Origin of the sequence: Thioalkalivibrio halophilus (assembly GCF_001995255.1) — a bacterium.
GTDB classification, from domain to species: Bacteria; Pseudomonadota; Gammaproteobacteria; order Ectothiorhodospirales; family Ectothiorhodospiraceae; genus Thioalkalivibrio; species Thioalkalivibrio halophilus.
This window is the reverse complement of the sequence record NZ_MUZR01000002.1, coordinates 101308-124924: the sequence shown is the minus strand read 5'-3', so window position 1 is coordinate 124924 and position 23617 is coordinate 101308. Positions and strand designations below refer to the sequence as shown.

Below are 23617 nucleotides of genomic sequence, written 5' to 3'. Positions count from 1 at the left end.
CGGGCCGGACAGGGATTCTGCAATGGCGTTGCTGGTACTGAAATTTGGCGGCACCTCGGTCGGGACGACCGAACGCATCCGGGCGGTGGCCGAACGCGCGCTCCATCTGCGCGAGGAGGGCCATCAGCTGGTGATCGTGGTGTCCGCGATGAGCGGCGAGACCGATCGCCTGCTGGGGCTGGCGAACGAACTCAACCCGCGGGTCGACGGGCGCGAGCTGGATGTCCTGCTGTCCACCGGGGAGCAGGTCACCATCGCCCTGCTGGCGATGGCACTGGAGGCGAAAGGCTGTCCGGCGCGCTCCTATACCGGTGCCCAGGTGACCATCCGGACCGATAGCGCCTACAACAAGGCGCGGATCCGCAGTATCGACGACGCCCGCGTGCGTGATGACCTGGAGGCCGGCCGCATCGTGGTCGTGGCCGGCTTCCAGGGCGTGGACGAGGACGGGGCGATCACGACCCTGGGGCGTGGTGGCTCCGACACCACGGCGGTGGCGCTGGCCGCGGCCTTGAAAGCGGACGAATGTCGCATCTATACGGATGTGGACGGAGTCTACACCACCGATCCGCGACTGGTGCCCCAGGCCCGGCGCCTCGAACGAGTGACCTTCGAGGAGATGCTGGAGATGGCGAGCCTCGGTTCGAAGGTGCTACAGATCCGGGCAGTGGAATTTGCGGGCAAGTATAACGTCCCCTTACGTGTCCTTTCGTCGTTTGGCGAGGGGCCCGGGACACTCATCACCACGGAGGAGGATGCAGCGGTGGAACAGGCGCTGGTCGCGGGAATCGCGTTCAATCAGAACGAAGCGCAGCTGACGGTGGGCGGCGTGCCGGACCAGCCCGGGGTCGCGCATCGCATCCTCGGGCCGGTGGCGGATGCCAACATCGAGGTGGACATGATCGTGCAGAACGTTGGCGAGGACGGCCGCACGACCGATTTCACCTTCACCGTGCATCGCAACGACTACGAGAAGGCGCTGGAGCTGCTGCAGGGGGCAGCGGACGAACTGGGCGCCCGCGAGGTCTCCGGCGACGTCCATATCGTCAAGATCTCGGTCGTGGGTGTCGGCATGCGGTCGCATGCGGGTATTGCCAGCCGGATGTTCGAGGCCCTGTCGCGGGAAAACATCAACATCCGGATGATCTCGACGTCGGAGATCAAGATCTCGGTGGTCGTGGACGAAAAATACCTCGAACTGGCGGTGCGTGCGCTGCACGATGCCTTTGAACTCGAAGAGGAGCCAGCCGGTCTACCAAAGGAGCAGCAGGGGTGACGACTCAATCAACGGATTCCGGGCGACCGACCTCGTCCGACACAGGTACTGTGGAGAAAAGCATGCTCATACTGACGCGTCGGGTGGGGGAGACCCTCATGATCGGCGATGACGTCTCCGTCACCGTTCTGGGTGTGAAGGGCAACCAGGTCCGGATCGGCATCAATGCGCCCCCGGACGTGGCGGTTCATCGCGAAGAGATCTTTCAGCGGATTCAGGACGAAGATTCGGAACACGGCTCCGACGACAATCGCGGGAACGAGTGACGTTCGACGCTGCGATCTCCGCGCGGCCCGAATGAAGGTAAAATCATCAATTCGGGGCCGCGCGGGCTTTCATTCCGCGGCGTGAATCCGTATCCTCTGCACCGCAGTTACGGAGAGTTGGCCGAGTGGTTGAAGGCGCTCCCCTGCTAAGGGAGTATGGGTCAAAAGCCCATCGAGGGTTCGAATCCCTCACTCTCCGCCAGAACGCAAAAGGCCCGCACGGCAAGTGATGCTCGTGCGGGCCTTTTTTGTGGGCACGGAAGCCGGGGTCAGTCAGTTCATCGCGCGGCGGCGTTCCTCACGCTGATAGAACAGCAGGGCGACGTTGATGGCACGTTCCAGGCGGGCCGACATCTCGATGATCGCGCAGCCGGCATACGAGTGGCCTTTGCGAGTGGAAGGGCGCGAGTTGGCCAGCCTGGCCGCGCCGGAGACCCTTTCCTGCACGTCCGGGAGCATCAAATTGGTGAACTCCAGTCGGCTTCCATAGGGGATGTCCTGCAGCACTTCATTCGGCAGTTCCACGCACATCCCTTCGGCCGAAAGGTCCACCACCGATCCCTCGATCGGTTCTTCGTGCATCTCGCCCTGGATCTGCAGGGTCGGGCGATTGCTCAGGGGGATATGAACGCGGAAGGTTTCCCGACGCTGCAGGTATTGCAGTTCGGCGGGATACGGGCATTCGTAGAGATCCCCCGGCGATTCGCTCACGATCTGGCGGACCTCGGTGGTAAACCGCACGGCCACGCCGCGCAGGGTCGCGAATACGCGCAGGGGCTGGCCGGGTCGGATCCGCTGGTGCAGGGAGGGAGGTTGCAGCTGGTCGAGGTAGAGACGCCGCGCGTCGGCATCCAGACGGATCAGCGCCGAGGTGTGCAGCGGGCCGCTTTCTTCCAGGCGGATACTGACCAGGGTCAGGCCATGGTCCAGGTCGCGCAGGATCTGGCCGATGCGTTCCGGGGTGTCGACGGTATAATCGTTGTCATCCATGAGGGCACGTCGCGTCCGAAGTGGGTTCGCGCATCATACACCCTGTGACGGAGTTCACGCCTGTTCGGTCCCGTTCGGGCTAGGCGCGGGTGATGGTCTGGCCGGTGGTACGACGGTGACGGGCCTTGCCGTAGGGATCGTAGGTCGTGGCCGGGCCGCTGTCCTCGCCGCGCAGGATCTGCATGGACATCTGCACCCGGCGCTGGTTGCGTTCGATCAGCCGGGCATTGCCCTGGTTGAGTTCGTTGCAGCGTTCGATCGTCGCCCGCAGCGCCTGCCAGCGGTCATTGAGGTGCTCCCCTCCCTCCAGACGCGCGAACAGCCGCGCCACCCCTTCCGGGGTGAACTCGGCACCGCGGGCTTCGATCCATTGCTGCTGTTTGCGGGTTTCGGTTTCCAGTGCCTGCAGCAGTTCCTGCTTGCGCTGGACCGCGGCCTGCAGCCGATCCGGTTCCCGTGACTCGATGGCCCGGGTTTCCTCCAGCAGGATATCCTCCAGCCGTTGTCCGAGACGGATGGATTCCTCCAGGGAAGGACGAATTCCGGTTTCGTCGGTCACCACCGGATCACCGCAGCAGGCCTTCGATTTCCATCATGCGATCGGCCAGTTCTTCGTTGTCGATCGGGTAGTTCCCCTGAGCGATCGCCTCGCGGATCTCGGCCACCTTCGCCTCGTTGAACGGCGCGGCCTCGCTGGCTTCGCCGCTGCCGTTCATGGCCTGGGCGGCACCGGTCAGGGTGACGGCGTCGCCATTGGCGGCCCCGCCATTGCCGGCGCGGTCCACCCCGTTGCCGCCGGTGCGGGCGTCGTCGTCACGGCCGCGGACCCCGCCGTTCTGGCTGTCGGGGCGCAGGCCATTGATGTTGGGGCCTTTGATATCCATGACTTTGTCCTGTCGTTTTACTGGTCTACCGCGTGTATCGGCCGGAATGCCCGAAACTGTAGGGTCAGTTGCGGGATTTCCGTCACATTTTACTACAGGGCGACGCGAACCGTGCCCGATGGCTGGACCTCGCCCTCGATCTCGCGTCCCGAGGACGTGTTGCGCACGCGGATCCAGTCGCCGGCCGTGGCGTCCTCCAGGGCTTCGCCCTGCATGCGGATAGTGACGCTGCCGCTGCTGGCGAGGATGGTAACGCGCTGGCCGCGCTGGATCACCTGGCGTTCGTTGACGTGCTGCTGGCCGATGACCTGGCCCTGGCGGATCGCGCGGCGGGTCTGCAGACCGACGACCTCGGATGCGTCCTCGAAATAATGGGTGGCCTGGCGCGACGTCTCGATGCGTTCCATGCGCAGATCGCCCGGTCCCAGGGTCTGCTGGCGCGACAGGTTGCGTCGGGCCACCACCACCTCGGCGTGGCGTTCCACGGCGGCCGGAACGTACACCGACCAGGTCACCGGCCCGGGGCAGCGGATGTTGACCGCGGTATTGCCCCTCGGGCGTCCGCCGGGCGGCAGCGAGGCCTCCAGGGGCTCGTCGCAGCGCTTGAGGCGCAGGCGCTCGTCGACATGACCGAGTTGCACCTCCACATCGTCACCGTTGTGCTCCCCCAGCTGCTGGTGCAGGAACCGTTCCGCGCTGTCACGGATGTTCTGCACCGGCTCGATCTCCGCTTGCGCGCCCGGGGCGAGGAGCGCGAGCATCAGGAGAAGCGCACCCCCGCTGCGGCCCGGGCTGCGGTACGGGAGCAAAGCCTGTAACTTGAGAAGGTGCATGTCCGGTCACCGTTGACCCTGTGTCTTCGTAGCGGGATGCATGCAGATTCCGTGCCATGGTATCCGGGCCTGTCCTGCACGCCCGATGCGTGGTTCAAGCTCCCGCCGGCGCGGCCGTTAGCAGGGAGAACAACCCAGGGGGCGAGAACCGTGAGTCAGTTTATTGACGACGTGAACCAGCGCACGCAGATGGTCGGGCAGAACCGGATGGAGCTTCTGCTGTTCTATCTGGGCGGCACGCAGACCTTCGGGATCAACGTGTTCAAGGTGCGCGAGGTGATTCCGCTGCCGCAGTTGCGCCAGATTCCCGGGTCCGCCGGGGTGGTGCGGGGCGTCACCACCCTGCGCGACAAGACCGTGCCGATCATCGATCTGGCGCGGGCGATGGGCATGCAGTCGACCCGGGCCGGGGCGGACGGGCAGCAGAAGGTTGTGATCACGGAGTTCAACCGCTCGGTGCAGGGCTTCATGGTATCGGCGGTGGATCGCATCGTGAACGTCAACTGGGACCAGGTGAAGTCGCCCCCGCGCGGCACCGGTCGCGAGTCGTTTCTGGTGGCGGTCACCGAACTCGACGACAAGCTGGTGGAGATCATCGACGTGGAGCGCGTGCTGTCGCTGGTCAATCCGCTGCCGACCGAGGTGTCGGAAAGCGTGCGCTCCGCGGTGGCCGAGCAGACACCCGAGCGTCGGGAAATCGTCATCGCCGACGATTCGGTGGTGGCCCGCCGCCAGATCGAAAGCGCCATCCAGGGGCTCGAGTGGCCCTACGTGCTGTGCAAGGACGGGCGTGAAGCCCTGGATTACCTGGAGGAGAAAGCCGCAGAGGGCCCGATCCACGACACGGTCGAGCTGGTGATCTCGGATATCGAAATGCCGCGCATGGACGGTTACACCCTGACGGCAAAGATCCGCGAGAACGAGCGGCTGCGGCCGCTGCGGGTGCTGCTGCATTCCTCGCTCAGCGGCGAATTCAATACCGACATGGTGCGTCGGGCCGGTGCGGATGCGTTCCTCTCCAAGTTCAACCCGGACGAACTGGCCAGTGCGGTCCTGGAACAGATCAACAAGACCGCCTGAGATGTCGGTGGTTGCCGGGGGCGAACGGTTGCCGGCCCGGCCGGGGCGGGTGGCCGGCGCTTGCCGCCCCTTTGCATGCTGCGGACTCCCGCAAGGTCGCTCTGAAGCCCTATACTGTGGCGGCATGGAATCATCGAACCGAACAACCAGCGGACGGCGGACGGGCCCGGCACGCGTCAAGGCGGAGATGTGTGCGTGATCGATTCCCGTGACTACGAAGAATTCGCGCGCTTTCTCTCCGAGTGCTGTGGTCTGGTGCTGGGCGACAGCCGGCAGTACCTGGTGTCCAGCCGTTTATCCCGCCTGCTGGATGAATTCGGCTACAAGGACGTGCCGGAACTGCTGCACGCCCTGCGCAAGGCGCCCAGCCCGAAGCTGCGCACGCGCGTCATCGACGCGATGACCACCAACGAAACCTCCTGGTTTCGCGACGGTTTTCCGTTCGAGATCCTGCGCCACGTGATCCTCCCGGAGCTGGCGTCCACTCGGTCGTCGATCAAGGTCTGGTCGGCCGGGTGTTCCAGTGGACAGGAGCCCTACAGCATCTCGATGGTGGTCTCGGAATGGGAGGCGTCGCGCCCGCGCCGGGTGGTGCCCGTCAGCATTCTCGGGACGGACCTGTCGGAAGGCGTGCTGGACGATGCGCGCAAGGCCGTCTATGACGGTCTGAGCATCGTGCGCGGGCTGAGCGAGTCGCGGCGGTCCCGGTTCTTCCAGACCGTGCCCGAGGGGCACAAGATCATCCCCGAGGTGCAGCGCCGCTGCCGGTTCCAGAAACTCAACCTGGTCGACAGTTACGCAGCGCTGGGCAAGTTCGACATCGTGTTCTGCCGTAACGTCCTGATCTATTTCTCCGCCGAGACCAAGCGTCAGGTCCTTGACGGTATTGCGAAGCAGCTGAACCCCGGCGGGTATCTGTTTCTTGGCGCTTCCGAGACCGTTGGCCCGTACAGCAAGGCCTACGAGACCGTGCGCACCGAGTACGGCTCGGTCCTGCGGCTGAAGGGCTGAACCCCTCCACGCCGGGCCTGCAACGGGCCCGGCGGTCGTTTCCGGCGCGGTGATTCGCCGCGTGGCCGGCCGCGCGCCGGTGTCCCTCCCAATCCTTTTCCCCGTTGCCGGAAGCCAATGGCACGGCGATTGCATCGTCGTGGTCAGGCAACGGATGCCCGCCATGCGCGGGCCGGACGGAACGGGATGAGCATATCGCTGGACAAGGCACTCGGGATTCTGCCGGAGTCGGTGAACCTGCGTTCGCAGCGCATGGAGGTTCTGAGCTCGAACATTGCCAATGCCGATACCCCCGGCTACAAGGCGCGGGACCTGGATTTTCGCAGCCAGCTGGAGGCGGCTTCGGGTGGTGGTGGCCAGCTGCAGCTCAGCCAGACCCGGGCCGGTCATCAGGACCCGGGGACGGCCGCCGCAGGCACCGGGGCCGAGCTCAAGTACCGCATCCCCTCGCAGCCGTCTCTGGACGGCAACACCGTGGATCCGCAGATGGAACGGGCGGCGTTCGCCGAGAACTCGGTCAAGTACCAGAGCAGCCTCGAATTTCTCAATCGCCGGGTTTCCGGCATTCGCGATGCCTTCCGGGGCAATCGCTGAACCTGACGGGAGGCTACTGCCGTGAGTGATCTGTTCAATCTGTTCAATACCTCGGCTTCGGCGTTGACGGCACAGTCGGCGCGGCTGAATACGGTGTCTTCGAACCTGGCCAACGCCAACACGGCGGCCGGCAGCGCGGAGGAGGCCTATCGCGGGAAACACGTGCTGTTCCAGGCGGCGATGGACCAGGCCAACCGCGACGGTACTGCGACGCCGGTGCGGGTGGCCGGGATCGAGGAGTCGGACGCCGAGCCGCAGATGCATTACGAGCCCCATCACCCGAAGGCAAACGACGATGGCTACATCTTTCGCCCGGCGGTCAGCGTGGTCGAGGAGATGGCCAACATGATGTCGGCCTCGCGCAATTACGAAGCCAACGTCGAAGTCATGGACACCACCCGCCAGTTGATGATGCGCACGCTGCAGATGGGCGGACAAGGCTAGGAGACCGGAAATGAACGGATTGACACCCGACATGCTGGAAGGGGCGGGGATTCGCACTGACCGCCAGGCCCAGCGAGACCGTCAGGAGAAGGAAGGCGGGCCGGATCAGCTGGGACAGGAGGACTTTCTCAAGCTGATGACCACCCAGCTGCAGAACCAGGACCCGTTCGAGCCGATGGAAAACGGGGACTTCATCGCGCAGATGGCGCAGTTTTCCAGCGTCACCGGGATCCAGGAGCTGAACGAGTCCTTCGAGGGCTTCGCCCAGTCGATGGGTCAGAACCAGGCGGTGCAGGGCGCCAACCTGGTCGGCAAGGACGTGCTGGTACCGGTGGAGTTCGGCCAGCTGGGCCCCGAGGGCGGCATGAGCGGCGCGTTCGAGCTGGGGGCCTCGGCCGAGTCGGTGGAGGTCGAGATCATGAACGGGGCCGGCGAGCGCGTGCGGCGCACGAATCTAGGCGCGATGGGCGCCGGGCTGCAGGACTTCCAGTGGGATGGCATGACCGACAACGGCCAGCGCGCGCCGGCGGGAATCTACGAGGTACGCGCGACCGCGCGTAGCGGGGAGCGCACCGAATCGCTGGAGACCTTTCTTAACCAGCGCGTGGACAGCGTCTCCATGGGCGGGGAGAAAAACGGCCTGGCACTGAATGTGCAGGGTGTGGGCGAGATCGATTTTTCGGACGTACGCCGGATTTCCGGCTGACGCCCGAAGCAAAGATAACCGGAGGAACGGAACATGCCTTTCAATATTGGATTGAGCGGACTGAACTCGGCCCAGGCCGACCTGGATGTGACGGGCAACAACGTCGCCAACGCGGGTACCACGGGATTCAAGCAGTCGCGCGCGGAGTTCGGGGATGTCTACGCCCAGTCGTTCGGTGGCACCAACCAGACAACGGTTGGCGCGGGTTCGCGCCTGCTGGCCGTAACCCAGCAGTTCTCGCAGGGACAGACGGAGTTCACCGAAAACGGACTGGATCTGGCGATCGATGGTGAGGGTTTCTTCCAGCTGGATGACCGTGGCAACACGGTGTACAGCCGCGCCGGAGAATTCCAGGTCGATCGCGAAGGGTTCATCGTCAACAGCCAGGGCCAGAACCTGCAGGGCTATATCGCCGAGGACGGCGATGCGGAGCCGGCGGATCTCGGCGGTACCCCCGGCAATCTGCGGCTGGACACGGGCGAGGGCGCGCCGCGGCGGACCGAGGAGATCGACGCCCAGCTGAATCTGCGTTCCGACGCCGAGGTTATTGCGGGTGGTTTCGAGACCGACAACGGCGCGGCCGTGCCGGACAGCTACAACTTCTCCACTTCGCTGACGGTGTACAACGGCCAGGGCGAGGCCCAGGACGCTGAGGTGTATTTCACGAAGGTGGATGACAACGAGTGGGAGGCCTACGTCGCGGTCAACGGCGAGGTGGTTAACGAGAACGATCCCAAGGAGCTGGTTTTTGATGCTAACGGAGAACTGGATTTCGACGAGATGCCGGATGACGATGCGACGTTCACCTTCGATCCCGGTGATGCATTTGATGACGGCACCGAGATCGAGATCGACTTTGCCGGCACGACCCAGTACGGCACCGATTTCGGCGTCAGCGACCTGAGCCAGGACGGCTATGCCCCCGGCACGCTGACCGACATCGACATCGATAACGAAGGGGTGGTGTTCGCGCGTTACAGCAACGGCCAGTCGGACGTACTGGGCCAGGTGGTGCTGGCGAACTTCGACAATCCCCAGGGCCTGGAGCAGCTCGGCAACAACAACTGGGCGGAGACCTTTGCTTCCGGCGGGCCGACGGTCAATGCCCCGGGAGCGGCTGGTACGGGGTTGCTGCAGGCCGGGGCCCTCGAGGCCTCCAACGTGGATATCGCACAGGAGCTGGTGAACCTGATCACCGCCCAGCGCAACTTCCAGGCCAATTCCCAGACGATCTCCACGGCCGACACCGTGACCCAGACCATCATCAACATCCGCTAGGGCGGTAACCGGAGCATCCTGCGGGAGGCCGAACCATGGATCGTTTTCTCTACATCGCGATGTCGGGGGCCCGGGAGGTCGAGCACGCCCAGGCCGTCAACAATCACAACCTGGCGAACGCCAATACCGACGGCTTCCGGCAGGCGCTTGCCACCGCGGACACCGTCCCGGTGCGCGGCCCGGTCTACGACACGCGCGACTACGTACAGGTGGGGAACGAGGCGGCCGACTTCTCTCACGGGACGCTGCGCAGTACGGGGCGCGATCTGGACGTGGCCATCCAGGGTGAGGGCTTCATCGCCGTGCAGGGGCCGGACGGGCAGGAAGGCTACACCCGCGCCGGCAACCTGCAGGTGGATGGCTTCGGTCTGCTGCGCACCGCGGACGGGATGCAGGTGATGGGTGACGGCGGGCCGATCGCGATTCCGCCGGCGGAGAAGGTGGAGATCGGCACCGACGGGACCATCAGCGTCCGGCCCCAGGGTGCCCCGGCGGATGCCCTCGCGGCGGTGGAGCGCATCCGGCTGGTCAATCCGGATGTCGAGGATCTCGAACGGGGCGAGGACGGACTGTTCCGCCTGCCGGACGGTGAAGAGGCCGCGGCGGACGCGGACGTGACGCTGGTATCCGGCACGCTCGAGAGCAGCAACGTGAACACCGTCGAGGCGTTGACGCGGATGATCGAGCTGTCGCGAACCTTCGAGACCCAGATCAAGATGATGGACACCGCCAACACGCTGGAACAGAGCAGCAACCGGCTGCTCGGCATGGGCTGACCGGGATGATCCCGACGCGGCCCCGACTGACAGGAGAAACGCCATGAACCAGGCACTGTGGATCGCCAAGACCGGACTCGACGCGCAGGACACGCGCATGTCGACCGTGGCCAACAACCTGGCCAACTCGAGCACCACCGGCTTCAAGAAGGACCGGGCGGTGTTCGAGGATCTGATTTACCAGACCGTGCGCCAGCCGGGCGCTCAGGCCACCCAGGACCAGCAGCTGCCCTCGGGCCTGCAGATCGGCACCGGCGTGCGCACGGTCAGCACCGAGAAGATGTTCGAACAGGGCAACCTGCAGCAGACCGAGAACTCGCTGGATGTCGCCATCGAGGGGGACGGTTTCTTCCAGGTGCTGATGCCCAACGGCGACATCGGCTACACCCGCGATGGCAGCTTCCAGGTGAATTCCGACGGCCAGGTGGTGATGTCCAACGGCTATCCGCTGCAGCCGGGCCTGTTCGTGCCGGATGATGCCGAGTCGATCGACATCGGCAAGGACGGCACCGTGACCGCGCGCATTACGGGGCAGGCCGAACCGGTGGACCTGGGGCAGATCCAGCTGGCGGACTTCGTGAACCCCGCGGGCCTGGAGGCGGTGGGCGAGAACATCTTCAAGGAGACCGCGGCTTCCGGCGTGGCGCAGCAGGCCAACCCCGGGCTCAACGGCGTGGGCACGGTGATCCAGGGCTCGCTGGAGACCTCCAACGTGAATATCGCCGAGGAGCTGGTGAACATGATCGAGACCCAGCGGGCCTACGAGGTCAACTCCAAGGCCATCTCCAGCGCCGACCAGTCGCTGCAGTTCATCAACCAGACCATCGGGTGATCGCATGAACCGCGCGACGCTGTCCCTCATCCGCTGGCTGGCTCCGCTGGCCCTGGTCCTGCTCGGCGGCTGCGCCAGCATGCCGCACGACACCGAGGCCGGGGATGCGCCCGAATATCACGCCGTGCAGCCGCCGGAACCGGTCCCGCAGGCACAGAACAATGGCAGCATCTACCAGGCTTCGCATTCGCACGGGCTGTTTACCGACCCCAAGGCCGCCCGGGTGGGCGACATCCTGACCGTGGTCCTGGCGGAGAGCACCGACGCGCAGAAGTCGTCGTCCACCAGCACCAACAAGGACTCGGACCTGAATCTGGGGACCCTGGAAGCCTTTGGCGGCGAGGCGACCCGTGGCGGGCGGCCGCTGTTCGGGGTGAGCAACAACAGCTCGCGCGGCTTCGACGGCGGCGGCGATTCGAGCCAGAGCAACCAGCTGGAGGGGGAGATTACGGTCACCGTGGCCGAGGTCCTGCCCAACGGCAACCTGGTGATCCAGGGCGAGAAATGGCTGGGTATCAATCAGGGCGAGGAATACGTGCGGCTGCGCGGGATCGTGCGGCCGCAGGACGTCAATGCCGACAACACGGTGCTGTCGGGACAGGTGGCCGACGCCCGGATTTCCTATGGCGGCAGCGGCTTCATTGCCGACAGCAACACCCCCGGGTGGATCACCCGTTTCTTCAACAGCCCGCTGTGGCCCTTTTAGGACGAGGTGGACATGAACGCACAAACGCGCAACGGGTTTCGTGAGGGGATCCGCGAACGGATGCGTCAGGTCGCGTGGCTGGCGGGCTCCGCCGGTTTCCTGGTGGCCCTCGGGCTGCAGGGTGCGGCCGCGCAGACCGCGATCCAGCAGCAGGCCATGGCACAGCAGCCGCACCACGGCGGTTCGGGCATCGTCGAGCGGGTGAAGGACCTGGCCAGCGTGTCCGGCGTGCGCGAGAACCAGCTGATTGGCTATGGCCTGGTGGTGGGGCTGGATGGTACCGGTGACCAGACGACCCAGACCCCGTTCACGGTGCAGAGCCTCAACAACATGCTCACCCAGCTCGGTCTGACCCCGGACGAGGGGGCCAACCCGCAGCTGCAGAATGCCGCGTCGGTGATGGTGACCGCGGACCTCCCGCCATTCGCCAAGCCGGGCCAGGAGATCGACGTAACGGTGTCGTCCATGGGTAATGCCGACTCCCTGCGCGGGGGTACCCTGCTGATGACCCCGCTGAAGGGCGCCGATGGCGAGACCTACGGCATCGCCCAGGGCAACCTGATCGTCGGCGGTTTCGATGCCGAGGGTGCCGACGGGTCGAGCATCACGGTCAACGTGCCGAGTGTCGGGCGCATCCCCAACGGGGCCACGGTGGAACGTGAGGTGCCGACCGCGTTCGCCTCCGGCGACACCGTGACCCTGGATCTCAACCGGCCCGATTTCACCACGGCCACGCGCCTGACGGAGACGGTCAACGAGACCTTCGGGCCGGGCACCGCTCGGGCGCTGGACGGTTCGTCGGTGCAGGTTCGGGCGCCGTCGGATCCCAGTCAGCGGGTCAGCTTCGTCGCGGAACTGGAAAACCTGCCGGTGGAGCGCGGCGAGGCCCCGGCCCGGGTGATCGTCAACTCGCGCACCGGCACCGTGGTGATCGGTTCCAGCGTGCAGGTATCGCCGGCGGCGGTGTCGCACGGCAGCCTCACGGTGACCATCACCGAATCGCCGGAAGTGGTGCAGCCGCTGCCGCTGGCCCCGGGCGAGACCGCGATCCAGCCGGAGACCGACATCGCGATCGAGGAGGAGAACAACCCGATGTTCCTGTTTGACGCGGGGACCTCGCTGGACGAGATCGTGCGTGCGGTGAACAACGTCGGCGCGGCTCCCAGCGACCTGGTGGCCATCCTGCAGGCCCTGCGCGAGGCAGGCTCGCTGCGGGCGGAGCTGGTGGTGATCTGATGATCGGGCCGAGCGGAGAAAGCCGGATGCAGGCGCAGTCGGCGATGGCGTCCGATCCGTCGGGGCTGCACGAGCTTTCGCGAGCCGCGCGCGGCGGGGGTCGCGAGGGCATGGAAGCGGTCGCGCGCGAGTTCGAGGCGATGCTGGTCGGCCAGATGCTCAAGCAGATGCGCGAGGCTTCTCTGGGCGACGGGATCTTCGAGAACGAACAGACCGAAATGTATCAGGAGATGTTCGACCAGGAGGTCGCGCGGTCGGTCAGTCAGGGTGAGGGTCTCGGGCTGCGCGAGGCGTTGATCCGTGACATGGAGCGCAATGCACCCACCGATCCCGAGGTCCTGCACGATCCGGAACGCCAGCAGAACCTCGAGGCGCCACGGCGCAACGAGAGCCTGCCCCCCATGCAGCCGCGCGAGGACGGGGAACGGCCCGCGGCGCCTGCGAATGCGGCGGATGCGGCGGGCCCCGGCGGGACGGCGGAACAGGCCGGGGCGGAGGATGCGCCGCGGTCGATGCCGGAGGCTGCCGGCGGGGCCCGGGTCGACTGGCCGCCGCGCAATCCGGACGAATTCCTGGAAAAGCTCGGGCCGGCGGCTGAACGGGCCGCGGCCGAGCTGGGTGTGGATGCATCGGTGCTGCTGGCGCAGAGCGCGCTGGAAACCGGCTGGGGGCAGCATGTGCCCAGCCGTACGGACGGCGAGCCCAGCTTCAACCTGTTCGGCATCAAGGCCGATCGTTCGTGGAGCGGGGAGGCGGTCTCGGTCGGTACCCTGGAGTACCGCGACGGTGTGGCGCAGCGCGAACAGGCGCGTTTCCGCGCCTATGACGATCCGGAACGCTCGTTCGCGGACTACGTCGACTTCATCCGCAGCAATCCGCGCTACGAGCGGGCCCTGCAGGCAGGTGACGACGCGACCTACGTGCGCGAGCTGCAGGCGGCGGGTTATGCCACCGATCCGCGCTATGCGGAAAAGATCCTGGATCTGCGTGACCGGGTGGCGCAGGCCCGCGAGCCGGTCCATGCTCAAGTCTCGGCCGGCACGGCCGATAACCCGGCCGAGGGGTGAAGCATGCATAACACGGATCGCGTACAACAGGGTTGCCACCGGCCACGGAGGATGGCGTCATGAGTTCCCTCAACATCGGGACGTCGGGGCTGCTTGCCTATCAGCGGGCGATCAGCACCACCAGCAACAACATCGCCAATGCCTCCACCGAAGGCTACTCCCGGCAGTCGACCTCGCTGGCGAACCGGCCGCCGCAGTTCCTGGGCGGCAACTTCCAGGGTCAGGGTGTCGAGGTCGACAACGTCCGCCGGATCTCCGACCAGTTCGTGAACAACCAGCTGCGGGATGCGACCTCGGAGAACGCGAACGCCGAGACGCGGGTGCAGATCGCCAACCGGATCGACAACCTGCTGGCGGATGAGGCCTCGGGGCTGCAGCCGGTGCTGCAGAGCTTTTTCGACGCGGCCCAGGACGTCAGCAGCGATCCGACTTCCAGCGCCGCGCGCGAGGTATTCCGCACCGAGGCGGAATCCCTGGTGGAGCGACTGGGCTCCATCGACAGCCGCCTGCAGGAACAGCGCCAGATCGTCAACGGCCAGATCGAGACCGGGGTGCAGGAGGTCAACGACCTGGCCGACGCGCTGGCCGACGTGAACCGTGCGATCGTCTCGGGTTCGACCCAGGGCACGCCCAACGACCTGCTGGATCAGCGCGACCGGCTGATCAATGACCTCGCGGAAAAGGTCGACGTGCGCACCGTGGAGCAGGATGACGGGGCTCTGAACGTGTTCGTCGGCAACGGACAGGCGCTGGTGCTGGGGGGCGATGCGCGCGAACTGCGCGCCGAACCGCTGTCCGGTGATCCGGAACGCCTCGACATCGGCGTTGCCAGCGGCGACGGCACCGCGAGCATCTCGCGCTTCATCCGGGGTGGCGAGCTCGGCGGCCTGCTGGAGATGCGCGGCGGCATGCTGGACGAGGCGCAGAACACGCTGGGCCAGATCGCGCATGCGGTGGGCGAGAGCTTCAACGAACAGAACCGGCGCGGGCTGGACCTCAACGGCGAGCAGGGCGAGGCGATCTTCGGCCTGGGCGAGCCGCGGGTCTGGGGAGCCGGGGATCCGAAGCCGGAGAGCAATCCCGAGGTGAGCATCGCGGACGCCGGGGCTCTGACCACCAATGACTACCGCCTGCGGCGCGACGAAAACGGGGATTACGAGCTGCGTCGGCTGCCGGACAATCGGGTCATTGATGACGATGATTACGAAATCGACGATGTTAATGACGAGATCCGCGTGGATGGCATGGTCATCGACGTCGGCGAGCTCGAAGACGATGGCGTCACGGGGGAGTGGCTGATTCAGCCGACCCGTAGCGGCGCCAGTCAGATGGAAGTCCTGATGCAGGACGGCGACGAGCTCGCCGCCGCGGCGGCGCTGCGGGCCCGGGAGGGCGACGGGAATCAGGGTGATGCCACGGTGAGCTCGATCGCGGCCACGGATCCGGATTCCGAGGCGTTCGACGGCAGCATCGACGGTCTCGAGGTGAGTTTCAACGGTACCGACTTCGAGCGAGGGGACGGCGGCACCATTGATATGGAAGAGGTGGATGATGGCGTCTACCGGGTCAGCGGCGACGGCTGGGAGATGGAGGTCCGCGGAACTCCCGAAGATGGCGATACGTTCCAGGTGTTCACCAACGAGAACCGCGAGGGTGACAACCGCAACATGCAGGCGATGAACGCGCTGGCCGAGGAGGACCTCGTCGAGGGGCGGCGCAATTTCGGCGACGCCTACAACAGCCTGATCGCCAGTGTCGGCACGCAGACCCGTCAGGCGCAGGTGGCGGAGGAATCGGCCAGTGCCCAGCTCGATCAGGCGCGGGAGCAACGCGAGGCGGTGTCCGGCGTGAACCTGGACGAGGAGGCGGCGGACCTGCTGCGCTATCAGCAGGCCTATCAGGCGTCGGCGCAGGTGATCCAGATCGGCAACAGTCTGTTCGACAGCCTGCTGGGCGCGGTGCGCGGCTGATGACCCTGCCCGCGGGCGGCAATGACAAGAAGCGGACGGGATGCCACGGCATCCGGGGATGAAACGATGCGTGTATCGACGACCCAGATCTTCCAGACCGGAATCGACCAGATCCAGCGCAATCAGGCGGAACTCAACCGCACGTCGCTGCAGCTGGGCTCGGGGGAGCGCATCCTGACGCCCTCCGATGATCCGAGCGGGGCGACCCAGACCAACCAGTTCGAACGCATCATCAAGGCCACCGAGCAGTACCAGCGCAACATCGACAATTCCCAGCCGCGGCTGCAGCAGCAGGAATCCCTGATGCAGTCGGGCACCGATGCCCTGCAGCGGGCGCGCGAGCTGGTCATCGCCGGCAACAACGACAGCCAGACCGACGAGACGCGGCGCTACCAGGCGAACGAGCTGCGCCAGCTGCGCGACGAACTGTTCGAGATTGCCAACACCCGCGATCCCAACGGCGAGTACATCTTTGCCGGGACCAATTCGCTGGAGCAGCCGTTCAAGCAGGATGGCGAGGGGACGGTCCGTTACGAGGGTGCCGAGGGCACCGGCAGCGTGCGTGAGGTCGAGATCTCGCCGACCCGAACGGTCCCCGTCGGCGATACCGGCGCCGACGTGTTCATGAACGTCCCGGAAAATGACGGCCGCACCACCGCCGAGGTGACCAACCGTGAAGCGGACAGTCTGCTGATCGTCGACAAGGCCGAGGTGTACGACGTACGCGAACTGGACCGGGAGGAATACACCATCGAGTTCGCAGAGGATGGCGCCGGCGGGATCACCTACAGCGTGCTGGACGAGAACGGCGACGCCATCGAGGGCCGGGACGGGGACCTCCTGGAAGATCAGCCGTTCGTGCCGGGTGAATCCATCGATTTCGCCGGGCGTTCGGTGACGATCAGCGGGGATCCGGTCGACGGCGACGAAGTGGTTTCGCGACCGGCCGTAAACAAGGATATCTTCTCCACCCTGGACGACATCATCGCCGCGCTGGAGGAAGGGACGGGGACCCGCGAGGCCCGGGCCAACCTGGCCACCGCCACCAATACGGCGCTGGGCGACATGGACGCCGCCATCGAGAATTTTAATGACATCCGGGCCGACGTGGGCTCGCGGCTGAAGACCATGGACGACCAGAGCGAGCTCAACGAGGACCGGCTACTGGATCTGGAGACCGCCGTTTCGGAGATCCGCGATCTGGATTATGCCGAGGCCATCAGCCGCTTCAACCAGCAGCAGGTGGCGCTGCAGGCCGCGCAGCAGACCTACAGCGAGACCAGCCGGCTGTCGCTGTTCGATTTCATTTGACGCGCCGCGAGCCCGGGCCGATGATGCCGGCGGACCTTCCTCGAGATCCCTGACATGGCTCAACGTGATTCCTCCGGCAAGGGTGTGGCCGGCTCCACCGGCCGCCCGCCGCGCTATCTTCTGATCCTGCTCGGCCTGGCGATCATCTGGGCGGGCTTCTGGGGCTGGGTGCAGTTGCAGTCCGGCGAGCCGAAGTCCGTGGAACTGGATGTTGTGGAGCAGGAGGCGCTGGACGAGAAGCTGCAGGCCCTGGAACGTACGCGTGAACCGGCGCGGCCGCGCCCGGATGCGGATCGCGGCGAGGCCATCGTGGACCTGGACGATCCCGATGCCGAACCGCTGGTGCCCGAACTCTATGAAGAAAAGCCGGCTGCCCGGCGCATCTCGTTCTCCGAGCGCGAACTCAACGCCCTGATCGCCCGTGATCCGGACCTGGCCAACCGGGTGTCGGTGCGGCTGACGCCGGGGCAGGTCAGCACGCGGGTGCGCGTGGATGTCCCCCCGGATGTACCTCTGCTGGGCGGGCGCACACTGAACGTCAATTCCGGCGTACATTTCGAGACCACCGAAGACGAAGGCGTGCGTGCGCGCCTGGTCGGGGTCAGCGTGGCCGGGATCCCGCTGCCGGATGCCTGGCTGGGCGGGCTGAAGGACGAGGACCTGCTGGCCCTGGAGCCGTTTCGGGGCCTGGGCGCCGGGATCGAGTCGGTGGAGGTCGACGAGGGGGCGATGACCCTGCAGCTCGCCCCCTGACCCTTCCGGCCCGGACGGATCAGGCCCGGACGACTCAGGCCCTGAAGAGTCAGGTAATCACGTCGGGGCGTTCGCGCCCCGTCAGCGCCGGGATGTCGCCCAGGTCGCCGGCGGCGTCGATCAGTGGCCGCAGCACCTCCTGCGGATCCAGGTCGAGCCTTGCCGGGTCGGTTTCGTGCTGTTCGATGTACAGGCGCAGCGTCGCCCCCTCGGTGCCGGTGCCCGACAGCCGGAAGACGATGCGCGCACCGCTCTCGAACATCACCCGCAACCCCTGGCCCTCGGCCACCGAGCCGTCCACCGGATCGGTGTAGGCGAAGTCGTCGGCCGCGCGCACCGTCTGTCCGGCGAGCGACTGTCCCGGCAGGGTGGCCAGCCGGTCGCGCACGCGATCCATCACCGCCTCGGCGTGTTCGCTGCGGATCCCCTCGTAATCGTGCCGAGTGTAGTAGTGCCGGCCGAAACGCTCCCAGTGCTCGCGCACGATGGTCTCCACCGACTGCCGGCGCACGGCGAGCAGGTTGAGCCAGAACAGGACCGCCCACAGGCCGTCCTTCTCGCGGACGTGGTCGGAGCTGGTGCCGAAGCTCTCCTCGCCGCACAGGCGGATGCGCCCGTCGTCCAGCAGGTTGCCGAAGAACTTCCAGCCGGTGGGCGTCTCGTAGCAGGGGATGCCCAGGGCCTCGGCCACGGTGTCCACCGCCTGGCTGGTGGGCATGCTGCGCGCCACCCCGCGCAGGCCATCGGCGAAGGCCGGGATGTGGTGGGCGTTGGCCGCCATGATGGCGAGACTGTCCGACGGGGTGACAAAGAAATGCCGCCCGAGGATCAGGTTGCGGTCCCCGTCGCCGTCGGAGGCGGCGCCAAAGTCCGGGGCGTCGCGGCCGAACATCGCCTCGCGCAGCTGGCGCGCGTGGGCCAGGTTGGGGTCGGGGTGTCCGCCGCCGAAATCGCCCAGTGGTTCTGCCCGCAGGATGCTTTCCGGGGCCGCCCCCAGGCGGTCCACGAGCAGGGTTTCCGCATACGGGCCGGTCACCGCGTGCATGGCATCGAAGCGGAGTCGGAAGTCGCCGGCCAGCAGCTCGCGAATGGCGTGGAAATCGAACAGCTCGTCCATCAGATCCGCGTAGGCGGCGACCGGATCGACCACCTCCACGTCCATGCCGTTCAGGGTGGTCGCCTGCAGATGATCCAGGTCCACGTGCACCGCTTCCTTCAGGATGCGGTAATGGGTGATGGCCTGGCTGCGGGCGTGGATGGCGTCGGTGACCGAGGGCGGGGCCGGGCCGCCGGCGGCGGTATTGAACTTGATGCCGAAGTCGCCCTCCGGCCCGCCAGGATTGTGCGAGGCGGAAAGGATCAGGGCCCCGGTGGCACCGCGGCTGCGGATGAGGTGGCTGGCGGCCGGCGTGGACAGCAGCCCGCCGCGCCCGACCACCACCCGGCCGACGCCGTTGGCGGCGGCCATGCGCAGGATGGTCTGGATCGCCTCGCGGTTGTGGAAACGGCCGTCCCCGCCCAGCACCAGTTCGGCCCCTTCCAGCGCGGGCTGGCTGTCGAATACGGCCTGGACGAAGTTCTCCAGGTAATGCGGCTGGCGGAAGCGGCTGACGCGCTTGCGCAGACCCGACGTGCCTGGCTTCTGGTCTTCGAACGGATGGGTGGTGACGACGCTGATGTCCATGTGCTGCGTGACTCCCCTGACTTTATCCCGACGGTAGCAGAAACGTACGGGGGTGTCCGCTCTGAGCGCCGGGATGCCGGACGGTGGCGGCGCAGGGCTGTTAGACTCCGCCGCCATGTTGCTGGACAGCCGTACCCCCGCGTACCTCCAGCCGCGGCCCGTCACCTTCGCCGCGTTGATGGAGCTCTACGAGGACAACTATCTGCAGTTGCGCCGCCTGTGTCCCGATCCCGCCGCCGTGGGCGGAGGGGCCGTATCGCGCGTGGACGGGGCCCTCGATCTTCATCTGGAGGTGCTGGAGCGCACCCGTTACACCACCACGTTGCGCCTGACCTACCGCTTCGGCGAAGGCGACCGGGTGCGCGAGCAGCCGGACGTGCGGGTGCGCATGTTCCACGACGCCCGCCAGGCCGAGGTGCTGGGGCGCTACTGCCGCAGCACCGGGGAAGACCGCATGATCGATACCCTCGCGGGCCAGCCGGGCCTGGGGTGTCGCTGGCGGCACAACCGTTTCCTGTACAAGTGGCTGCGCTACTGCCTGCGTCAGGGGCATCGTTTCGTGGCCGACGGCTCGGCGGCCCCGGCCGCGCCGGTCAGTGGCGAGACCCCGGAGGTCTGAGCGCCGCCCGGATCATCCCGGGGAATAGTCCAGCGGGAGCGCGGTGCGGTCCAGCACCCGGCGCAGCACGAAGCTGGAGTGCACGCTGTCCACCCCCTCCAGCCTTGTGATGCGCCGCAGCAGGAATTCCTGATAGGCATCCATGTCCGGGACCACCACCTGCAGCATGTAGTCGGCTGCCTGGCCGGTGATCAGGTAGCAGCGCTGCACCTCGGGGTAGGTGGCGACCGTTTCCTCGAAATGGGCGAAACGTTCCGGGGTGTGCCGATCCATGCCGATATGGATCAGCGCGGTCAGCTCCAGCCCCAGACGCCTCCGGTCCAGCAGGGCCACGCGCTGCAGGATGATCCCCGCATTCTCCAGCGCGCGCACCCGGCGCAGGCAGGGCGAGGGACTGAGCCCCACGCGCTCGGCCAGCGCCTGGTTGGAGATGCCGGCATCCTCCTGCAGGATCTCGAGGATGCGGCGGTCGTAGCGATCGAGGCGGTGCAGTTCGTTTTCCATGAGCCGAATCTTGCGCGCATGAGCCATCCGGCGCAATCCCGTGGCGAAAAGAAAGCGGCATGGGAGTAATTCGCAATTCCCTGCGGCGAACTCTGCGTTATTCTGTTGTCCCAAGAAGAAAGCCGTAAGTATCCGGATTCAGGAGACCGATCGTCATGAGTTTCGATCACACCAAGTACGCCCCCTTCCCGCCGATCGACAAGGCGGACCGGCGCTGGCCGGCGCAGCGCACGACCGCGGCCCCGCGTTTCTGCGCGGTGGACCTGCGCGATGGCAACCAGGCGCTGGTGCACCCGATGAGCGTGGAGCAGAAGATGCGCTTCTTCGAGGTGCTCGTGGACATCGGGCTCAAGGAGATCGAGATCGGCTTCCCGGCCGCTTCGCAGATCGACTTCGACTTCACCCGCCGACTGGTGGACGAGCAGCGCATCCCCGAGGGCGTGTACGTACAGGTGCTGACCCAGGCGCGCGAGGATCTGATCGCGCGGACCTTCGAGGCCCTGGAGGGCGCGCCGCGCGCGGTGGTCCATGTGTACAACTCCACCAACCCGGCGCAGCGCGAGCAGGTCTTCCGCATGGACCGCGACGGCATCCGTGGCATCGCCGAGAACGGCGCGCGCTGGGTGCGCGACTACGCCGCGAAGTACCCGCAGACCGACTGGATCTTCCAGTACTCGCCGGAGAGCTTCTCCACCACCGAGCTGGACTACGCGGTCGAGGTGGTCGACGCGGTGACCGCGATCTGGCGCCCGGATCGGGGCCAGAAGGTGGTCATCAACCTGCCGGCCACGGTGGAGTCGGCCACGCCCAACGTGTTCGCCGACCAGGTGGAGTGGTTCTGCGACCACGTGCAGCACCGCGAACATATCTGCGTGTCGCTGCATACGCACAATGACCGCGGCACCGGCGTGGCCGCGGCCGAACTGGGCCTGCTGGCCGGGGCCGACCGCCTGGAGGGCACGCTGTTCGGCAACGGCGAGCGCACCGGCAACATGGACCTGGTCACCGTCGGCATGAACCTGTATTCGCAGGGCATCGACCCGACCATCGACCTGTCCGACATGGAGCGGTTGATGGAGGTGTACAAGGAATGCACCGACATGCCGATCCATCCGCGCCATCCGTGGGCCGGCGAGCTGGTCTACACGGCCTTCTCCGGCAGCCACCAGGATGCGATCCGCAAGGGTCTGGCGCATTACCGCGAGCATGGCGGCCACTGGAACGTGCCCTACCTGCCGATCGACCCGGGCGATCTGGGACGGCGCTACGAAGAGGTGGTGCGCATCAACTCGCAGTCCGGCAAGGGCGGGGTGACCCACGTGCTGGAGCGCGACTACGGCATCGAGCTGCCGCGCTGGCTGGCGGTGGAGTTTGCCCGCATCGTGCAGCAGGACGCCGAGGCCTCCGGCGAGGAAGTGACCTCGCAGCGCATCCACGAGCTGTTCGAGAAGCACTACCTGGCGCCGGTGCCGGGCTGGGATCTGGTGCGCTACGAAATGGAGAAGGAAGGCCCGGTGGTGCGCCTGGATGCCACCGTGGGCCCGCCCGGACAGGAGACCCGCCTGAACGGGGCCGGCCACGGCGCGGTGGAGGCGCTGGCCGAGGCGCTGCACGCCAGCCGCGGCGTGGAGGTGCGCGTCAGCCACTTCGACGAGCACGCGGTGGAGGCCGGGACCGAGGCGCGCGCGATGGCCGCGGTGGATGTCTCGGTGGACGGCGAGCGCTCGGTGGGCGTGGCCCTGGGGGAGGACACCACGGCCGCGACCCTGCAGGCGGTCCTGAACGCCGCCGGCCGGCGCCTGGGTCACGAGGCCCCGCGCATTCCGGATGCGGTGATGGCCGCGGCCAGCGCCTGACCCCCCCCCGGCGCAGACGGCCCGAGCGATCGTGGTGCCGCGGTCGCAGGGGCTTCATGGCAAACCCCGTGTCGCACGAGCGGCACGGGGTTTTTTGGTGGTCTGGCGCCCGTGTTCCGGTGAGTGGTCTACCTTCGATAAAGCGGCCGGGGGCCGCGCAACGGCGGGAGGTGGAACATGAAACGGTGGATTCTGTTTTTGCTGCTGCTGGGCTGGACTCCGAGCCTGATGGCTTCGGCGCCGGATGCGGCGCCGGAACCGGAACTCGATCGCGAAACGCTTCAGCAGATGGTACGGCACAGCGCCGAGGTGTTCCGGATCGAGGACGGGGTGAGCGTCGAGGAGGCGGTGGAGTCAATGCAGCTGCGGGCCAATCTGCGCAACTTTCAGGAAGTGGCGAACCTGCCGCTTTCCGAGCAGGTGACGGCCATGGGCGGCGAGGGCAACTACATGCGCATACTGGCGTTCTGTGATGCCCTGATCGCGAATCAAATGGTGCAGCACGACATCATCTTTGCCAGTTTCCTGCCGTGTCGCATCGCGGTGGTGGAGGACGACGAGGGCCAGGGCTGGATCGTGACCACCAACATGGACATGATGATGCATGCCACGGATCTGCCCGAGGATCTGGAAGAAGTTGCCCGCGAGGTGAGAGACACCATCTACAGCATCGTCGAAGCCGGCCGCACCGGCGATTTCTGAGCATGAGTCGACGGCCACGGCGGGGTGCGCGTTGCCCCGCCGTGGCGTAATGCGGCGTTCATGCTTTTTCTCTACACTCCCCGCCGCGATGAGCAAGGCGGCCCCCAGGGAAACACTGATCCATGTACACGCTCGCGTTGGCACCCCGGGTTTCCCGGACAAGGCGCGGTGCGCAGCCGGTAGTGGTTCTACCGGCAAGGGCCGCAACGCAGGATCGGGGAACCCGGGGTGCCAACCCC

Annotated in this window: 25 protein-coding genes and 1 tRNA gene; 20 read left to right on the top strand and 6 right to left on the bottom strand. The window is 66.4% G+C overall.

Annotated features, from left to right (window positions below; translation table 11 throughout):
• The first annotated feature begins 22 nt into the window (after positions 1-22).
• From B1A74_RS00670 to B1A74_RS00660, 3 genes are all read left to right on the top strand, one after another.
• The gene (locus tag B1A74_RS00670) at positions 23-1276 is read left to right on the top strand and encodes an aspartate kinase (RefSeq protein WP_018945701.1); all 1254 of its coding nucleotides are present in this window, start codon (positions 23-25) and stop codon (positions 1274-1276) included.
• A gap of 62 nt (positions 1277-1338) precedes the next feature.
• Positions 1339-1542, top strand: a complete 204-nt coding sequence (gene csrA / locus B1A74_RS00665) for a carbon storage regulator CsrA (RefSeq protein ID WP_018945702.1) — start codon at positions 1339-1341, stop codon at positions 1540-1542.
• 111 nt (positions 1543-1653) lie between these two features.
• Positions 1654-1744: transfer RNA gene (locus B1A74_RS00660), tRNA-Ser, on the top strand.
• A 71-nt stretch (positions 1745-1815) separates the two neighbouring features.
• Here B1A74_RS00660 and B1A74_RS00655 read toward each other — a convergent pair.
• From B1A74_RS00655 to flgA, 4 genes are all read right to left on the bottom strand, one after another.
• Positions 1816-2532 carry a flagellar brake protein gene (locus B1A74_RS00655; RefSeq protein WP_077243475.1) on the bottom strand — a complete coding sequence of 239 codons (717 nt, stop codon included), beginning with the start codon at positions 2530-2532 and terminating at the stop codon, positions 1816-1818.
• A 79-nt stretch (positions 2533-2611) separates the two neighbouring features.
• Positions 2612-3094 carry a flagella synthesis protein FlgN gene (locus B1A74_RS00650; protein ID WP_028492327.1) on the bottom strand — a complete coding sequence of 161 codons (483 nt, stop codon included), beginning with the start codon at positions 3092-3094 and terminating at the stop codon, positions 2612-2614.
• A 4-nt stretch (positions 3095-3098) separates the two neighbouring features.
• Positions 3099-3416, bottom strand: coding sequence for a flagellar biosynthesis anti-sigma factor FlgM (flgM, locus tag B1A74_RS00645; RefSeq protein WP_077243474.1), 318 nt, complete (start codon positions 3414-3416; stop codon positions 3099-3101).
• A gap of 92 nt (positions 3417-3508) precedes the next feature.
• Positions 3509-4177: a flagellar basal body P-ring formation chaperone FlgA gene (flgA, locus tag B1A74_RS00640; protein ID WP_018945706.1), complete on the bottom strand. Its 669-nt coding sequence runs from the start codon at positions 4175-4177 to the stop codon at positions 3509-3511.
• A gap of 222 nt (positions 4178-4399) precedes the next feature.
• Between flgA and B1A74_RS00635 the strand changes: the two genes are divergently transcribed.
• The 14 genes from B1A74_RS00635 to B1A74_RS00570 all read left to right on the top strand — a co-directional run bounded on the left by B1A74_RS00635 (position 4400) and on the right by B1A74_RS00570 (position 18013).
• A complete protein-coding gene (locus tag B1A74_RS00635; RefSeq protein WP_077243473.1) occupies positions 4400-5329 on the top strand; it encodes a chemotaxis protein in 930 nt (309 codons plus the stop codon).
• A gap of 195 nt (positions 5330-5524) precedes the next feature.
• Positions 5525-6340, top strand: a complete 816-nt coding sequence (locus B1A74_RS00630; protein WP_077243472.1) for a CheR family methyltransferase — start codon at positions 5525-5527, stop codon at positions 6338-6340.
• A gap of 186 nt (positions 6341-6526) precedes the next feature.
• Positions 6527-6934 carry a flagellar basal body rod protein FlgB gene (gene flgB / locus B1A74_RS00625; protein ID WP_019022255.1) on the top strand — a complete coding sequence of 136 codons (408 nt, stop codon included), beginning with the start codon at positions 6527-6529 and terminating at the stop codon, positions 6932-6934.
• A 21-nt stretch (positions 6935-6955) separates the two neighbouring features.
• Positions 6956-7378: a flagellar basal body rod protein FlgC gene (gene flgC, locus B1A74_RS00620; protein WP_024328327.1), complete on the top strand. Its 423-nt coding sequence runs from the start codon at positions 6956-6958 to the stop codon at positions 7376-7378.
• Positions 7379-7388: 10 nt separating this feature from the next.
• Entirely contained in the window at positions 7389-8084 is a 696-nt protein-coding gene (locus B1A74_RS00615; RefSeq protein WP_077243471.1) for a flagellar hook assembly protein FlgD, read from the top strand.
• 33 nt (positions 8085-8117) lie between these two features.
• The gene (gene flgE, locus B1A74_RS00610) at positions 8118-9362 is read left to right on the top strand and encodes a flagellar hook protein FlgE (RefSeq protein WP_077243470.1); all 1245 of its coding nucleotides are present in this window, start codon (positions 8118-8120) and stop codon (positions 9360-9362) included.
• A 35-nt stretch (positions 9363-9397) separates the two neighbouring features.
• Entirely contained in the window at positions 9398-10138 is a 741-nt protein-coding gene (gene flgF / locus B1A74_RS00605) for a flagellar basal-body rod protein FlgF (protein ID WP_019570797.1), read from the top strand.
• Between the two features lie 43 nt (positions 10139-10181).
• A complete protein-coding gene (gene flgG, locus B1A74_RS00600) occupies positions 10182-10970 on the top strand; it encodes a flagellar basal-body rod protein FlgG (RefSeq protein ID WP_019022250.1) in 789 nt (262 codons plus the stop codon).
• A 4-nt stretch (positions 10971-10974) separates the two neighbouring features.
• Positions 10975-11676 carry a flagellar basal body L-ring protein FlgH gene (gene flgH, locus B1A74_RS00595; RefSeq protein WP_019570798.1) on the top strand — a complete coding sequence of 234 codons (702 nt, stop codon included), beginning with the start codon at positions 10975-10977 and terminating at the stop codon, positions 11674-11676.
• A 60-nt stretch (positions 11677-11736) separates the two neighbouring features.
• Positions 11737-12912 carry a flagellar basal body P-ring protein FlgI gene (locus B1A74_RS00590; RefSeq protein ID WP_077243486.1) on the top strand — a complete coding sequence of 392 codons (1176 nt, stop codon included), beginning with the start codon at positions 11737-11739 and terminating at the stop codon, positions 12910-12912.
• Positions 12912-13979 carry a flagellar assembly peptidoglycan hydrolase FlgJ gene (gene flgJ / locus B1A74_RS00585; protein WP_208855970.1) on the top strand — a complete coding sequence of 356 codons (1068 nt, stop codon included), beginning with the start codon at positions 12912-12914 and terminating at the stop codon, positions 13977-13979. Before B1A74_RS00590 ends, flgJ begins: the two co-directional genes overlap by 1 nt.
• Positions 13980-14038: 59 nt before the next feature.
• Complete coding sequence (gene flgK / locus B1A74_RS00580) at positions 14039-15949, top strand: flagellar hook-associated protein FlgK (RefSeq protein WP_077243469.1); 1911 nt, start codon at positions 14039-14041, stop codon at positions 15947-15949.
• Positions 15950-16015: 66 nt separating this feature from the next.
• Positions 16016-17260 (top strand): flagellar hook-associated protein FlgL, encoded by a 1245-nt coding sequence (gene flgL / locus B1A74_RS00575; protein ID WP_077243468.1) that lies wholly within the window; start codon positions 16016-16018, stop codon positions 17258-17260.
• Between the two features lie 54 nt (positions 17261-17314).
• Entirely contained in the window at positions 17315-18013 is a 699-nt protein-coding gene (locus B1A74_RS00570; RefSeq protein WP_077243467.1) for a hypothetical protein, read from the top strand.
• Positions 18014-18062: 49 nt separating this feature from the next.
• On the opposite strand, the gene B1A74_RS00565 is transcribed toward B1A74_RS00570, so the two are convergent.
• Positions 18063-19697 (bottom strand): alpha-D-glucose phosphate-specific phosphoglucomutase, encoded by a 1635-nt coding sequence (locus B1A74_RS00565; RefSeq protein WP_077243466.1) that lies wholly within the window; start codon positions 19695-19697, stop codon positions 18063-18065.
• A gap of 115 nt (positions 19698-19812) precedes the next feature.
• On the opposite strand from B1A74_RS00565, the gene B1A74_RS00560 reads away from it, so the two are divergent.
• Positions 19813-20316, top strand: a complete 504-nt coding sequence (locus B1A74_RS00560) for a DUF1249 domain-containing protein (protein ID WP_024328336.1) — start codon at positions 19813-19815, stop codon at positions 20314-20316.
• Positions 20317-20328: 12 nt separating this feature from the next.
• Here the strand turns inward: B1A74_RS00560 and B1A74_RS00555 are convergent, their stop codons facing one another.
• Positions 20329-20820 (bottom strand): Lrp/AsnC family transcriptional regulator, encoded by a 492-nt coding sequence (locus B1A74_RS00555; protein ID WP_019022242.1) that lies wholly within the window; start codon positions 20818-20820, stop codon positions 20329-20331.
• Positions 20821-20975: 155 nt separating this feature from the next.
• Between B1A74_RS00555 and B1A74_RS00550 the strand changes: the two genes are divergently transcribed.
• Together B1A74_RS00550 and B1A74_RS00545 are read left to right on the top strand one after the other, a co-directional pair.
• The gene (locus B1A74_RS00550; RefSeq protein WP_077243465.1) at positions 20976-22676 is read left to right on the top strand and encodes a 2-isopropylmalate synthase; all 1701 of its coding nucleotides are present in this window, start codon (positions 20976-20978) and stop codon (positions 22674-22676) included.
• Between the two features lie 177 nt (positions 22677-22853).
• Positions 22854-23378 (top strand): DUF302 domain-containing protein, encoded by a 525-nt coding sequence (locus B1A74_RS00545; RefSeq protein WP_077243464.1) that lies wholly within the window; start codon positions 22854-22856, stop codon positions 23376-23378.
• Positions 23379-23617 lie beyond the last annotated feature (239 nt).

Excerpts from the sequence above, each read along its gene's own strand:
- flgA (WP_018945706.1), bottom strand. The coding sequence starts at position 4,177 with ATGCTCGCGCTCCTCGCCCCGGGCGCGCAAGCGGAGATCGAGCCGGTG.
- flgM (WP_077243474.1), bottom strand. The coding sequence starts at position 3,416 with ATGGATATCAAAGGCCCCAACATCAATGGCCTGCGCCCCGACAGCCAG.
- B1A74_RS00545 (WP_077243464.1), top strand. The coding sequence starts at position 22,854 with ATGAAACGGTGGATTCTGTTTTTGCTGCTGCTGGGCTGGACTCCGAGC.
- B1A74_RS00590 (WP_077243486.1), top strand. The coding sequence starts at position 11,737 with ATGCGTCAGGTCGCGTGGCTGGCGGGCTCCGCCGGTTTCCTGGTGGCC.
- csrA (WP_018945702.1), top strand. The coding sequence starts at position 1,339 with ATGCTCATACTGACGCGTCGGGTGGGGGAGACCCTCATGATCGGCGAT.
- B1A74_RS00555 (WP_019022242.1), bottom strand. The coding sequence starts at position 20,820 with ATGGAAAACGAACTGCACCGCCTCGATCGCTACGACCGCCGCATCCTC.
- B1A74_RS00615 (WP_077243471.1), top strand. The coding sequence starts at position 7,389 with ATGAACGGATTGACACCCGACATGCTGGAAGGGGCGGGGATTCGCACT.
- B1A74_RS00565 (WP_077243466.1), bottom strand. The coding sequence starts at position 19,697 with ATGGACATCAGCGTCGTCACCACCCATCCGTTCGAAGACCAGAAGCCA.
- B1A74_RS00655 (WP_077243475.1), bottom strand. The coding sequence starts at position 2,532 with ATGGATGACAACGATTATACCGTCGACACCCCGGAACGCATCGGCCAG.
- B1A74_RS00570 (WP_077243467.1), top strand. The coding sequence starts at position 17,315 with ATGGCTCAACGTGATTCCTCCGGCAAGGGTGTGGCCGGCTCCACCGGC.
- flgF (WP_019570797.1), top strand. The coding sequence starts at position 9,398 with ATGGATCGTTTTCTCTACATCGCGATGTCGGGGGCCCGGGAGGTCGAG.
- flgB (WP_019022255.1), top strand. The coding sequence starts at position 6,527 with ATGAGCATATCGCTGGACAAGGCACTCGGGATTCTGCCGGAGTCGGTG.
- B1A74_RS00670 (WP_018945701.1), top strand. The coding sequence starts at position 23 with ATGGCGTTGCTGGTACTGAAATTTGGCGGCACCTCGGTCGGGACGACC.
- flgK (WP_077243469.1), top strand. The coding sequence starts at position 14,039 with ATGAGTTCCCTCAACATCGGGACGTCGGGGCTGCTTGCCTATCAGCGG.
- flgJ (WP_208855970.1), top strand. The coding sequence starts at position 12,912 with ATGATCGGGCCGAGCGGAGAAAGCCGGATGCAGGCGCAGTCGGCGATG.
- flgG (WP_019022250.1), top strand. The coding sequence starts at position 10,182 with ATGAACCAGGCACTGTGGATCGCCAAGACCGGACTCGACGCGCAGGAC.
- B1A74_RS00560 (WP_024328336.1), top strand. The coding sequence starts at position 19,813 with ATGTTGCTGGACAGCCGTACCCCCGCGTACCTCCAGCCGCGGCCCGTC.
- flgE (WP_077243470.1), top strand. The coding sequence starts at position 8,118 with ATGCCTTTCAATATTGGATTGAGCGGACTGAACTCGGCCCAGGCCGAC.
- B1A74_RS00550 (WP_077243465.1), top strand. The coding sequence starts at position 20,976 with ATGAGTTTCGATCACACCAAGTACGCCCCCTTCCCGCCGATCGACAAG.
- flgH (WP_019570798.1), top strand. The coding sequence starts at position 10,975 with ATGAACCGCGCGACGCTGTCCCTCATCCGCTGGCTGGCTCCGCTGGCC.
- flgL (WP_077243468.1), top strand. The coding sequence starts at position 16,016 with ATGCGTGTATCGACGACCCAGATCTTCCAGACCGGAATCGACCAGATC.